Below are 13,151 nucleotides of genomic sequence, written 5' to 3' on the forward strand. Positions count from 1 at the left end.
GTCGGTCTTTCGGCATTCAGTCTTTCGAACTTGACCAGCAGCCGCTCGCGGTGTCGCGGGCGGCCTGCTCGGTCTCGCCCGGGCCGGACAGGTGCAGCGTCGGGGACTTCCCGTCCACTGGGAGGCGTTCGGCGATGCGGCGCATGCGCGCCGGCGCACAGCAGTGCGCCCCCATCTTCTGCGGCGTGCCCGCAGATAGCGCAACGGCCCGCCAACTCTGTGAAGGACTGGTGAAGTTATTGGCATTTCAAGCTTCCGACTCTTCTCGCAGCGATCTTGCGAGCAACAAGATGGTCCCCGATCTCGGGGGATTGACCACTCCACAGCGAGGCACCAACGTGTCACAGCAGCATCCCGGCCGGCGCCGTCGCCCCGGCCGCAGAACCACTTCCCTGTTGGTCCCGGCCCTCGTCGCGGGCCTCGCCCTGACGCAGGGAGTACCCGCCCAGGCCGCGCCTGACAAGCCGGACCAGAACACGTTCTCCGCCGGTACGTATCTCGTGCAGCTCGACGACCGGCCCGTCGCCACCTACTCCAAGACAGCGCCCCCGCAGGGCGAGCGGCTCAACACGCGGTCACAGGCCGTGCGCGACTATCTCGGCCATCTGAAGCGGGAACGCGAGGAGGTGCTGGACGAGGTGCGGGGCGTCCGGCCGGCGCTCGTCTACCAGTACGCGCTCAACGGGTTCGCCGCGAAGCTGACTGCCCGGCAGGCGGCAGAAATGGCCCGCACTCCGGGCGTCGTCTCGGTGGTGCGCAACGAGATGCTCCAGCCGGCCGTCGCAGCCGGCACCGGCAGCGCCACCACGGCGGCCATGAGGACGGCCACGACGACGGCGACGGGCCATTCCCTTCCCGTCCCCGACACCGCCGCCTTCCTGGGCCTGAAGAAGCGCGGCGGGCTCTACTCGAAGATCCCGGGCGGGCAGCGCAGGGCCGGTGAGGGGCTCATCATCGGAGTCCTCGACACCGGTATCGACACGAACAACCCCTCCCTGCGGGCCCTTCCGGAGCCCCGGCCCGACGCCGAGGTCATCGCCAAGAAATGGAAGGGCAGTTGTGACCGCGGCGAGGATGTCGAGCATCAAGTCACCTGCAACAACAAGGTGATCGGCGCCCAGTACTTCCGTGCGGGCCTCGAAGACCCCCAGGACACCGACTGGGCGTCCCCGATGGACGCGGAGTCGCACGGCACCCACACCGCGACCACCGCGGCCGGCGACATCGACGTGCCCGCGACCGTGCCCGACAGCGGTATATCCGGCCGTATATCCGGGCTGGCCCCGGCCGCCCGCATCGCCGCCTACAAGGTCTGCTGGAGCAACGGATGCCCGAACGTGGACATCGTCGCCGGCTTCGACAAGGCCGTGGCCGACGGCGTCGACGTCATCAACTACTCCATCGGCGGCGGCAACGGTGACCCGACCACCGGACCCGTGTACCAGGCCATGTTCAACGCCGCCCGGGCGGGCGTCTTCGTCTCCGCCTCGGCCGGGAACGACGGACCCGGCACCGTCAGCAACAACGTCCCGTGGGTGGCCACGGTGGCCGCCTCCAGCCACGACACCGGCTACCGCACGACCGTGACCCTCGGCAACGGCGAGTCCTTCGACGGGGTCGGCATCAGCGCCCTGGCCGTGAAGTCCGCGCCGCTGGTCGACGCCGGGAAGGCCGCCAGGGCCGGGGTGGACGCCGCGCAGGCCGAGCTGTGCAAGCCGGACACCCTCGATGCGGCGAAGGTGAAAGGCGCCATCGTCCTGTGCGAGCGCGGCGACAACGCCCGCACCGACAAGAGCGCCCAGGTGAAGGCCGCGGGCGGCGTCGGCATGGTGCTGTACAACGCGAACGTGACCGACGAGGAGATCGCCGACGCCCACACCGTCCCGTCCACTCACGTCGACAGCGCCGCCGGCCAGGCGATCAAGGCGTACGCCGACGGCACCGCCCGGGCCACCGCCGCACTCGGCGCGGCACGAGCCGTCAAGCAGCCGGGCGCACAGATCGCCGGGTTCTCCTCCGGCGGACCCGACCTGACCAGCGGAGGCGACCTGATCAAGCCCGACATGGCGGCGCCCGGCGTGGACATCGTCGCCGGAACCGTCCCGGGCAGCCTCGACGCCAAGGGCGAGCAGGGCATGATGTCCGGCACCTCGATGGCCGCTCCGCACGTCGCGGGCCTCGCCCTGCTGCTGCGGTCGCTGCACCCCGACTGGTCGCCGATGGAGCTGAAGTCGGCGCTGATGACCACCGCCACCACCAAGGACAGCGCGGGCAAACCGATCCGGCGCGCCGGTGCCGACAGCGCGGCCACCCCGCTCGACTACGGCGCCGGGCAGGTCGTCCCGAACCGCGCCGCCGACCCGGGCCTGGTCTACGACTCCACCTCCGCCGACTGGATCGCCTACAGCTGCTCGCTCGGCGAGCACCCGGTGGCCGCGGACGGCAGCGACGCCTGCGCCACCACCAGGAAGATCGACCCGAGCGACTTCAACTCCCCGACGATCTCGGTGGGCGACCTCGTCGGGCGTCAGACCGTCACCCGGACCGTGACCAATCTCGGCGCCACCACCGGCGTGTACACCGCCACCCTGCAGACGCCACCCGGCTACAAGGCCACGGTGTCGCCGAAGCGGCTGGTCGTCCCGGCCGGCGGGTCCGCGTCGTACCGGGTCACCTTCACCCGCACCAGCGCGGCCTTCGGCGACTGGTCGTACGGCTCGGTCACCTGGAGCGACAAGCACCACAAGGTCCGCGGCGCCGTCGCTCTGCGCGCAGTGGCCCTCGGGGCGCAGAGCGAGGCGACCGGCAAGGACGCCACCGGCTCGGTCACCCTCACCTCGCGGACCGGCTACCGAGGCACCCTCACCACCACGGTCAACGGCCTGTACGCCGGTACGACCAGCACCGGCACCCTGACCGGCGACCACCCCGACATGTCGGCGTCACCGCTGCCGCCGTCGGTGGCGAAGCTGAAGGTCACCGTCCCCGAGGGCACCTTGCTGGCCCGTCTCGCGATCCAGTCCCGGGGCTTCCTCCCTGGCAGTGACATCGACCTGGACGTCCACGACGCCGACGGCAACGTGTACTCCATGGCCGGCGAAGGCAGCGACGAACACGTCGACCTCCCCGGGCCGGGCACGTACGACGTGTACGTCAGTCAGTACGCCCTGCCGCCGGGCGCGACCAGCCAGAAGTACACCCTGCACACCTGGCTGATCGGCGCGGACACCAAGCCGGACCACCCGGCCACCGCGACACCGGCCGAGCAGCGGGCGGACCCGGGCGCCACCGCGAAGGTCACCGTCTCCTGGCGGAACCTCCGGGCCGGCCACACCTACCTCGGCCTGGTCGACTACGGCAACGGCAAGCACACCCTCGGCTCCACGGTCCTGACGGTCACTCCGTAACCCGGAACCACCCGAGCCCACCACATACCGTTCCGGCCCCACCGACGACTCGGTGGGGCCGGAACACGAAGCGCTCTGGTGGCCTCCTGAGACGGTGGCCCGGACATCGCCGACCCCGAAACCCGGCAACGGCCGGGTGACTTCGCTGACTCTCCGTGGTGCCGGGCGGGAAATTCCACTCGCCCCACGGGCACAGAAGAGAAGCAGGTCCGCCTCGCGGACCAGGCGGATGCTGATGTCGTACTTCTCGGGGATCGTCGACGCGTACGACCGGGTACGGCCCGGCGGCCACCCCGGCGCCTTCCGCGACCTGCTCGGGATCGAGATCGACGAGTTCGCGCCCCTGCGGCCCGGTGAGACGGTGGGCCTGCACCACGCCGGCCACACCGGCACGGCCACCGACTGGCAGGACGTCATCGACCTGGCCGGCGCCGAGTTGCTGGCCGCCTACACCGACGGCGAACTGAAGGGCGGCCCGGCCGTCACCCGGCACCGTTTCGGCACCGGCATCGCGACGTATCTCGGTACCTCACCCGACCGCGAGACCCTGCGCCGCCTGGTCCTGGACTGTGTCACCGGCGCCGGAGTGACGCCCGCCCTGGACACCCCCGCGGGTGTCGAAGCGGTCCGCCGCCGAGCCGCCGACGGCACCGAACACCTCTTCCTGCTCAACCACACCCCCGATGAGGTGACCGTCGTCGCCGGCACCGGCACCCCGGTGGACCTGCTCGCCGGTGACGCTCCCGCACCGTCAGCGGCCACCTGTGTCTGCCGCCGTTCGGCGCGGCGGTGCTGCGCGACGACCCCGCACAACCAACCATGAGAGAGGAGCCGGGAGATTCCCTCCTGCCGTGCGGTGGCGGGCTTGGGCGACCCAACGGTGGATGCGGACCGCGTTGCGTAGCGGTTCGGCCGGCAGGAATATCAGCTCCATCAGGGAGAGGGCCAAAATACTGCGAGCGCCCTGAGAACGACCGGGCAACGGCCGCCACCTGATGCGGACCTGGCTCCCGCTACTCCTTTGCCGAACGGTCCGTCATGCGTCGGCGAGACGCTCGAAGCGCGGGATGCGCGCGAGGTCGCAGCGCACGGTCACGGCTGGGGGGCCCTCGATGACAGTGCCGTCGTCGCCGCGCCAGCGGCCTGCCGGGATGGCGACTCTCCGCTCGGTGGCGCCCTGCGTGGTCACCGGTGCCACGATGAGGTCCGGGCCGAGGAAGAACTGATCGGTGACGTTCTCCAGTCCGCTCGCGTGGTAGGCCATCGGGCGCACGATCGGCTCACCGGTCCGGGCGGCCTCGTCCGCGAGGTCGAGGATGAGCGGCAGCAGGGATGCGCGGATCGCCAGCGCCGCGTGCACCGCGTCGAGATGGACGTCGTCGAGAACGCGGGAGGGCCTGACCGAGAACTGCATCATCGGACTCAGTGCCGCGATCTGGGCGTATCGGACGAAGAACTCCTGGTCCGTCGCCCCCTGCTTGCCCATCGCCACGATCTCACCTCCGCCGATCATGTCGGGGCAGGTGTAGGGGTAGCCGATCATGCCCTGGGCGAGCATCTCGGGGATGAGCGACTCGATCCCGGCCGGCCCCCACAGGGGCGGCTTGTCCTGCAGCCGCTGCCCGAGCGGCTGACCGCCCATCCGCCAGCACGCCCGGTACTCGTTGAACGGGTATCGCAGTCCTACCCGCGCCCACGCCTCGCACAGGTCGACGGGTTCGGCCGGCGTGGCCGTGAGGTCGTCGGCGCGGTAGTCCCGTATGTCACCGGCGTCGAACTTGAAGCCGTCGACGCCGGTCTCGGCCATGAGGGTGTCGAGGTGGCCCGTCAGCCAGGCGGTGGCGGCGGGGTCGGTGAGGTCGAGGAGGGCGCTGAGCCCGTTCCACCACCGGCGGATCGCGATGTCGCCGTTCCGGTCGCGGATCAGCAGCCCCTTGCCTTCGAGTTCCCGGAAGGCGGCGGAGTCCGGGCTGACGAACGGGACGACCCACAGCATGACCGAGAAGCCCCAGTCGTGCAGCCGGCGGATCATCGCCGCCGGGTCGGGGAAGCGGGCACCGTCGAATCGCCAGGTGCCGTAGCCCGGCGACCAGCAGTCGTCGATCATCAGGACACCGGGCGGCATCCCGGCGGCCAGGAGATCGGCGGCGAACCGCAGGACCGCCTCCTGCGTGGGCGTGTAGGGGAACTCGATCCACGTGTTGTACTGCGGCCCGGTGAACAGTTCCCGCGCGGGTGCCCGCCCCGACGGGGGGAAGAAGCGGCGCGCGGCGCTCTGGTACGCCTCCCGCAGGGTGGCGCCGGCCCGGCATACGCGGACCTGTCGTCCCGTCACCCGCAGCAAGCCGCCCTCGCGGCCTTCGAACGCGAAGGTGAAAGGCCGGTCCGACCAGATCACGCGCCCGTGCGTCGATACCAGGAGCGGGCTGCTCTGATTCGACGGCGCGGAGTCACCGGACTCATGCCGTAGGGCTACGCCGAGATCGCGCACGAGCGGTTGCTCGCCAAAAGGCATCAGCACGCCGTCCTCCGCGGCGCCGCCCCACCAGCGCTCGCCTGCCTCGAGGATCAGCTCCACTTCGTCGCCCACGGTCAGTTCCTCGAGACCGTCCACGGGCGGAGCAGGCACAGGGTGGAGCACATCATCACGACCTTGCAGCGGGAGGAGGGCGCGCGAATAACCGCAGGCAGCCACGCGAAAGAGTGAGCGATACGTATCGCGCGATACGTATCGAGCGTAGAGCAGGCATCGAGACAACGGCAACACCCCTGCGGCGCCGCAGCCACGACAAGGGCAGCCACACCCCGGGGCGAGGGTCGGCTAGCGTGTCGACACATGGCACGAGATGAGCGGTCGCCGGACAGGCGCAACGGTCGGTCTGCGCCCACGAGCAGGGACGTTGCCGCGCTGGCGGGTGTCGCACAGAGCACGGTGTCCGCGGTCATGAGCGGCAAGCGCGCCGTATCCGCCGAGACACGCGCTCGCGTGGAGCGGGCGATGCGCGAACTGCGCTACCAGCCCAACGCCGGCGCCCGGACGCTGCGTACGGCAAAGACGAATGTGATCGCACTGATCGTGTACCTCGGCCCCAAGGCCGACGCGGTGGAATCGGTCCCCTACATCGAAAGGATCATCGAGGAGGCACGCCGGCACGACTACGAGGTGGTCCTCAGCACCGTGAGGGAAGGCCCGGACGGCATTACCCGCCTGGCCGGCCGCTCGATCTGCGACGCCTTCGTCATCATGGACATCCAGCTGGACGACGACAGGGTTCCGGCGGCACACGAGCTGGACCTGCCCGTGGTTCTCGTCGGCCGCCCGAAGGATCCACAGGGCCTCGACGTGGTCGACTTCAACACCCGAGGCTCCGCCGAGTTGCTGGTGGACGAGCTCGCCATCACCGGACACCGGCACATCGCGGTGCTGGGAGAACCCGGGGATGAGCAGGAGCGTTTCCAGTTCGTGCTCGACTTCTACGACGCCGCCACAGACCGGGCCGCCCTCCACGGAATCGAGCTGACCGTCGTCCCGCGCCCGTTCGACGGCTGGGACGGCATCGCCGCCTGCGCGGATCAGCTCCTCACCCACCGTGACGACCGGCTGGGCTTGATCACGCGCACCCCGCGCGCCACCGAGTGGCTGGTCCGGCTTCTGCACGACCGGCAGCTCACCCCCGGCCAGGACGTCTCGCTCGCCGGCTTCTGCACGGACGACACCGCACTGTCGTACGCGCGCCCCATCACGAACGTCTCGCCCAGGCCGCGGGCCGTCTCGAGCCTGGCGATGAGGTTGCTCTTCGAGCGGCTCGAGGGCGCGGACGGTCCGCCACGCCTGGAGCTCGTCCAGCCCGAAGGACTGGTGCGACGTGCCACGACCGCACTGTTCATCGAGGGGGGCTGACGCGGTCGCGCCGGTGCACGGGCGCCCTGCCGGATCTCGATACGGCGAAGAACGCGGCTTCCTCCGTCCCCGCCATCGTGACCGACGACATCGACCAGGCCAGAGCCGCGGCCATCGCCCCTCTGGCCTTCTACGACTCGATCCCGTCCTACCGCCGCATCCCGGCATGCAGGGCGCACACCGCGCCGTCGACCTGGCAATTGATCGGCGACGAGGCGACGGTCGCAACCCCGCGCGGTGGACCCGATGGTACGTAATGTCGGGTGCTGGTGACCCGGTACGGTCGCTTATCAACCGGTCAGCGGGGTGCGGGCGTGGCCCAGCGCCGCTGCATTGCCTCACCGATCACACAGAATCCAACGTGCTTCGACAAAATCATTGACGATCCTTCGTCCCAGTTCTACTTTCTGCTCAACTCACCGAGCCGCGGTCGGCATATCGGACGGTGGTGGATGCCGAGGGGGCGTGTCCTTCACGGATCCTGACTCGCCGACCGCTCTCCTCCCCACACGCCTCACCTGGAGAGCAGATGAGCGCAAGACCCACTCCTCCCGGACTCACCGACAGCTCGGAGTGCCCTTCCGGTCCGTCAGCCCCCTGACCCGCTCCCTGCTGCACCACAGCTACGAACTGAGGCTGGGCGCCGACGTCGGCACGAGCACGTTCCCCCAGGACGCCCCGTTCCGTCGGACGGCGGGCCTGGCCGAATCGCCCAGTCCCGCGACATCCCGACCCGCTACACCGGGCACGCGGACCAGGCCCTGTGCATCGTCCGGTCCCCACCTGCATCGAGCGCGTGGACGCCTCCTTGTGCGACGTCTGCTGACGCGCCGGGACTGACCACAGCGCCCCGTGCCCCACCGACCGCCGTCACGGCCCTTCGCTGCCCCGCGCCGTCCTTGAGGTCGGTTTCCCTTCCACCTCCCCCTTTGGAGAGCCGCATGTCGCACACCCCTGCCCGAAGATGGGTCAGACGGCTCACCGCCCAGGTGATCGCCGCCGGACTCGCCGTCGCCGGTCTGGCGAGCCTCGACCGGCAGGAGGCGTCTGTTCCCCTGGCCGCCGAACCGGCCGCCGTGAGCACCAGCCAGATCGGCGTCACCCCGCCGCCGATGGGCTGGGCGTCCTGGAACACCTTCTTCAGCAGCATCGACCACAACGTGATCAAGCAGCAGGCCGACGCCCTGGTCTCCTCCGGCATGGCCGCGGCCGGCTACAAGTACGTCAACCTCGACGACGGCTGGTGGCAGGGCGCCCGTGACGCCAACGGCAACATCGTCGTCGACGAGAACCTGTGGCCCGGCGGCATGAAGGCGATCGCCGACTACATCCACAGCAAGGGCCTGAAGGCGGGCATCTACACCGACGCGGGCAAGAACGGCTGCGGCTACTACTTCCCCAGCACCCGCCCCGCGGCGCCCAACACCGGTATGGAGGGCCACTACCAGCAGGACCTGGAGACCTTCCAGCGCTGGGGCTTCGACTACGTCAAGCTCGACTTCTGCGGCGGCCGGGTGGAGGGCCTGGACCAGGAGACCACGTACAAGCAGATAGCCGCCGCGAACGAGGCCGCCTCCGCGGTCACCGGCCGCAAGCTGGTGCTCTCCTTCTGCGAGTGGGGTTCCGGCCTGCCCTGGAACTGGGCGACCGGCTACGGCGACCTGTGGCGCACCAGCGACGACGTGCTGGTCTTCCGCCAGACGCCGAGCCTGGCGAACATGTACACCAACTTCGACAAGGCCCAGCACCCCGCGGCCCAGCACACCGGCTACACCAACGACCCCGACATGCTCATGGTCGGCATCAACGGGCTCAGCGCGGCGCAGAACCGGCTGCACATGGGCCTGTGGTCGATCCTGGGCGCCCCGCTGCTGGCCGGCAACAACGTGGCCACGATGACCACGGAGACCCGTGACATCCTCACCAACCCCGAGGTCATCGCCATCGACCAGGATCCGCGCGGGCTGCAGGGCGTCAAGGTCGCCGAGGACACCCGGGGCCTGCAGGTGTACGGCAAGGTGCTCTCCGGCACCGGCAAGCGCGCGGTGCTGCTGCTGAACCGCACCGGTTCCGCCGCGAACATCACGGTCCGCTGGGCCGACCTCGGCCTGACGACCGCGTCCGCCACCGTGCGCAACGCCTGGACCCGCACCGACGCCGGTTCGTTCGCCACCGGCTACACCGCCTCCGTCCCGGCCAACGACGCGGTGCTGCTGACCGTGTCCGGCACCGAGGCGGCCGGCTCCACCTACGAGGACACCACCACCGCCACCACCCCGACCTTCAGCGTGACCGCCGGCGCGGCGGGAACCAAGCTGGTGGACATCACCTACGCCAACGGCGGCAGCACCGCCCGCAAGGCCACCATCCAGGTGAACGGCCAGTTCAAGTACGTCGTGGCGTTCCCGCCGACCGGCTCGGCCACCACCTACCGCACCGTCTCCGTGCTCGCCCACCTCGCCAAGGGTGCCAACACGGTGAGGTTCGCCCCGGTCTCCGGCAGCACCGCACCCGACATCGACGCCCTGCGCGTCCAGGGCATCCCCGGCACCGACGGCACGGCCCTGGTCGGCTCCGCCTCGGGCCGCTGCGTGGACATCGAGAAGAACACCATCACCAACGGCACGCAGGCCCAGATCTGGGACTGCTCCGGCGGACGCAACCAGACCTTCACCCACACCTCGCGCGGCGAACTCGTGGTCTACGGCAACAAGTGCCTCGACGCCAACGACCGCGGCACCACCAACGGCACGAAGGTGATCATCTGGGACTGCGGCAACACCACCAACCAGAAGTGGACCGTCAACTCGGACGGCACCATCACCAGCAACCTGTCCGGCCTGTGCCTGGACGCCTCCAACGCGGCGACCGCCAACGGCACCAAGCTGATCCTGTGGACCTGCAACGGAGGGGGCAACCAGAAGTGGACCCGCACCTGAGACACCCGGCAGAGTCCTGACCACCCGCCCGTCCGGCGCCAGAGCAGGACCGACTGCCCACCAAAGGGGCCGACACGGCACAGCACTGATCGCGGCGGGCGGAGTCTGACTCCGCCCACCGCGGCGCCGCGCCCCTCCGGAGGAGTGTCCCAGGCATGCCCGGCCGGGGCGCGCGGTCCCCGGCCGGGGTCCTGACCGACGCCCCGGCCACACGCCCTCCCTCGCCGCCGGAAACGCGTGCGGTCGCACCGCTCGCCAAGCGGGCACCCAGCGGGGGCGGTCTGCTCACCTCTGGCACCTCGCGCTCCCACCCCCGCCTCGCACCCGTTACGTGCCGAAGCCTCGGCGCGGAAAGCAACGACCCAGAAGGACCGTCCCTTGCCCGACATCCTGCGTCTGCCCGACAGACACATCAGACGAATCGCGGCCGCCGCCGCCCTGTTCCTCACGCTCGCCCTGATCTACGGGCCGTTCCCGTCCACCGCGCACGCCGCCATCCCCGCCACCGCGATCACGGTGGACGGCACCAGCGGCGGACGGACCTTCGACGGCGTCGGCGCGATCAGCGGCGGCGGCGGCAACACGCGCCTGCTGTACGACTACCCGGCCACCCAGCGCAACCAGGTCCTCGACTACCTGTTCAAGCCGGGCTACGGCGCGAGCCTGCAGATCCTCAAGGTGGAGATGGGCGGTGACACCAACTCCACCGACGGCGCCGAGGCCAGCCACCAGCACACCAAGGGCACCATCAACTGCGACGCCGGCTACGAGTGGTGGCTGATGGAGCAGGCCAAGCTCCGCAACCCCGACATCAAGGTCCTCGGCATGCCCTGGGGCGCGCCCGGCTGGATCGGCAACGGCAACTTCTACTCCCAGGACATGATCGACTACTACCTGTCCTGGCTGGACTGCGCCAAGCAGCACGGTGTGAACGTCGACTACGTCGGCGGCTGGAACGAGAAGGACTACAACGCCACCTGGTACGTGAACCTGAAGGCGGCCCTGCGGGCGAACGGCTACTCCTCGGTCAAGCTGGTCGGCGGCGACCACTTCGGCGCCAACGCCTGGACCATCGCCACCGGCATGAAGAACAACAGCGCCCTGTACGACGCCATCGACATCGCCGGCGGCCACTACATCTGCGGTGGCATCTCCGAGATGACGACCTGCTCGTCCACCTCCGACGCCCAGACGCTCGGCAAGCCGATCTGGGCCAGTGAGAACGGCTCGCAGGACTCCGAGATCGGTGCCGCGCCGGTGGCCCGCGCCATCAACCGCGGCTACATCGACGCCAAGACCACCGCGTACATCAACTGGCCCATCGTCGCGTCCATCTACCAGAACCTCGACTTCGAGACCGTCGGCCTGATCAACGCCAACCAGCCCTGGTCCGGCAACTATCGCGTGGGCCGTACCACCTGGACCATCGCGCAGACGACCCAGTTCACCTCGCCCGGCTGGAAGTACCTCGACACCGCCACCGGCTACCTCGCGGGCGACCGCGCCAACGGCAGCTACGTCAGCTACGCAGCGCCCGACAAGAGCGCCTGGAGCACCGTCCTGGAGACGACGCAGGCCACCGAGGCGCAGACGGTCAACCTCAAGGTGGCGGGCGGACTTCCCGGCGGCACCCTGCGGGTGTGGTCCACCGACCTGTCGCAGCCCGGCAAGAGCACGCCGAGCATGGTGCGCGGCGCCGACCTGACGGCGGTCAACGGGACGTACTCGCTCACCCTGCAGCCCGGCCGGGTCTACACGGTGACCACCACCAGCGGGCAGCTCCCCGGCACCGTCACCTCCCCCGACCGCAGCCAGCTCACTCTGCCGTACTCCGACACCTTCGCCGGCTACAGCGCCGGACGTGAGGCGAAGTACTTCTCCACCATGACCGGCGCGTTCGAGTCGGCCTCCTGCGCCGGCGGCCGCAGCGGCCAGTGCCTGCGCCAGATGGCACAGGTCCAGCCGATCAAGTGGACCTTCGAGGACAGCACCCAGCCCTACACGATCATGGGTGAGCTGGGCTGGAGCAACTACACGGTCAGCTCCGACGTGCTGCTGGAGAAGAGCGGCAGTGCCGCCGAGATCCTCGGCCGGGTCGGCACCCAGGGCCGTAACAACGGCGGTCTGAACGCCTACCACCTGCGCCTGTCCGACACCGGCGCCTGGTCGGTGCTGAAGACGAGCTGGGTCACGAACAACCGTTGGATCTGGACCACTTTGGCCAGCGGCACCGTGTCCGCCCCCGGCACCAACACCTGGCACAAGCTGTCCCTCGGTTTCCAGGACTCCACGATCACCGCCAAGATCGACGGCAACACGGTCGGCACGGTCACCGACAACAGCTTCAGCGGCGGCCTGGCCGGCCTGGGTACCGCCGGGTACTACCCCGTGCAGTACTCCAACCTGTCCATCACCCCCGGAACCGTCCCCGACCTCTCCGGCACCTACAAGATCATCAGTGTCAGGAGCGGCAAGGCCCTCGACGCCTCCGGAGGCGGTACCGCCAACGGCACGCCGATCATCCAGTGGGCCGACAACGGCGGCGCCAACCAGCAGTGGAGGCTGGCCCGCAACAGCGCCGGCTACTACACCATCACCGGTGTCGCCAGCGGCAAGGCGCTGGACATCCCCTTCGCCACCACGACGCCCGACACCCAGTTCCAGCTGTGGACGCCCAACGGCGGCTCCAACCAGCAGTGGCAGATCGCCCCGTTCGAGAACGGCAACTACACCATCGAGTCACGCTCGAACGCCTTCAACGTCGCCATCTCGGCGAACTCCATCGCCGACGGCGCGGCCATCATCCAGTGGCCCACCACCGGCGGCGCCAACCAGCAGTGGAGGCTGGTGAAGATCGCCTGACCCTGACGCATTGAGCCCCATGGCGGGGGGGGGGGGGGCCCC

The 13,151-nt window shown here is 69.8% G+C and carries 8 protein-coding genes; 7 read left to right on the plus strand and 1 reads right to left on the minus strand.

The genetic code is table 11. The annotated features are described in order from the left end of the window. The first annotated feature begins 338 nt into the window (after window positions 1-338). Window positions 339-3,407 carry a S8 family peptidase gene (locus ALMP_RS28330; RefSeq protein ID WP_264933378.1) on the plus strand — a complete coding sequence of 1,023 codons (3,069 nt, stop codon included), beginning with the start codon at window positions 339-341 and terminating at the stop codon, window positions 3,405-3,407. A gap of 229 nt (window positions 3,408-3,636) precedes the next feature. Then, entirely contained in the window at window positions 3,637-4,230 is a 594-nt protein-coding gene (locus ALMP_RS28335) for a beta-galactosidase trimerization domain-containing protein (protein WP_264933380.1), read from the plus strand. 213 nt (window positions 4,231-4,443) lie between these two features. Here ALMP_RS28335 and ALMP_RS28340 read toward each other — a convergent pair whose 3' ends face one another. Next, a complete protein-coding gene (locus ALMP_RS28340; RefSeq protein ID WP_264933382.1) occupies window positions 4,444-6,021 on the minus strand; it encodes a glycoside hydrolase family 31 protein in 1,578 nt (525 codons plus the stop codon). 222 nt (window positions 6,022-6,243) lie between these two features. Between ALMP_RS28340 and ALMP_RS28345 the strand changes: the two genes are divergently transcribed. The 5 genes from ALMP_RS28345 (at window position 6,244) to ALMP_RS28360 (ending at window position 13,109) form a co-directional block, all read left to right on the plus strand. Continuing rightward, window positions 6,244-7,308: a LacI family DNA-binding transcriptional regulator gene (locus ALMP_RS28345; protein WP_264933384.1), complete on the plus strand. Its 1,065-nt coding sequence runs from the start codon at window positions 6,244-6,246 to the stop codon at window positions 7,306-7,308. Between the two features lie 77 nt (window positions 7,309-7,385). Further along, a complete protein-coding gene (locus ALMP_RS28350) occupies window positions 7,386-7,565 on the plus strand; it encodes a hypothetical protein (protein WP_264933386.1) in 180 nt (59 codons plus the stop codon). Between the two features lie 316 nt (window positions 7,566-7,881). After that, the gene (locus ALMP_RS44460; protein ID WP_375803542.1) at window positions 7,882-8,148 is read left to right on the plus strand and encodes an AbfB domain-containing protein; all 267 of its coding nucleotides are present in this window, start codon (window positions 7,882-7,884) and stop codon (window positions 8,146-8,148) included. Between the two features lie 101 nt (window positions 8,149-8,249). Beyond that, a complete protein-coding gene (locus ALMP_RS28355; protein WP_264933388.1) occupies window positions 8,250-10,247 on the plus strand; it encodes a lectin in 1,998 nt (665 codons plus the stop codon). A 378-nt stretch (window positions 10,248-10,625) separates the two neighbouring features. Beyond that, window positions 10,626-13,109: an RICIN domain-containing protein gene (locus tag ALMP_RS28360; protein ID WP_264933390.1), complete on the plus strand. Its 2,484-nt coding sequence runs from the start codon at window positions 10,626-10,628 to the stop codon at window positions 13,107-13,109. Window positions 13,110-13,151: the final 42 nt, after the last annotated feature.

Origin of the sequence: Streptomyces sp. A012304 (assembly GCF_026008495.1) — a bacterium.
GTDB lineage: Bacteria > Actinomycetota > Actinomycetes > Streptomycetales > Streptomycetaceae > Streptomyces.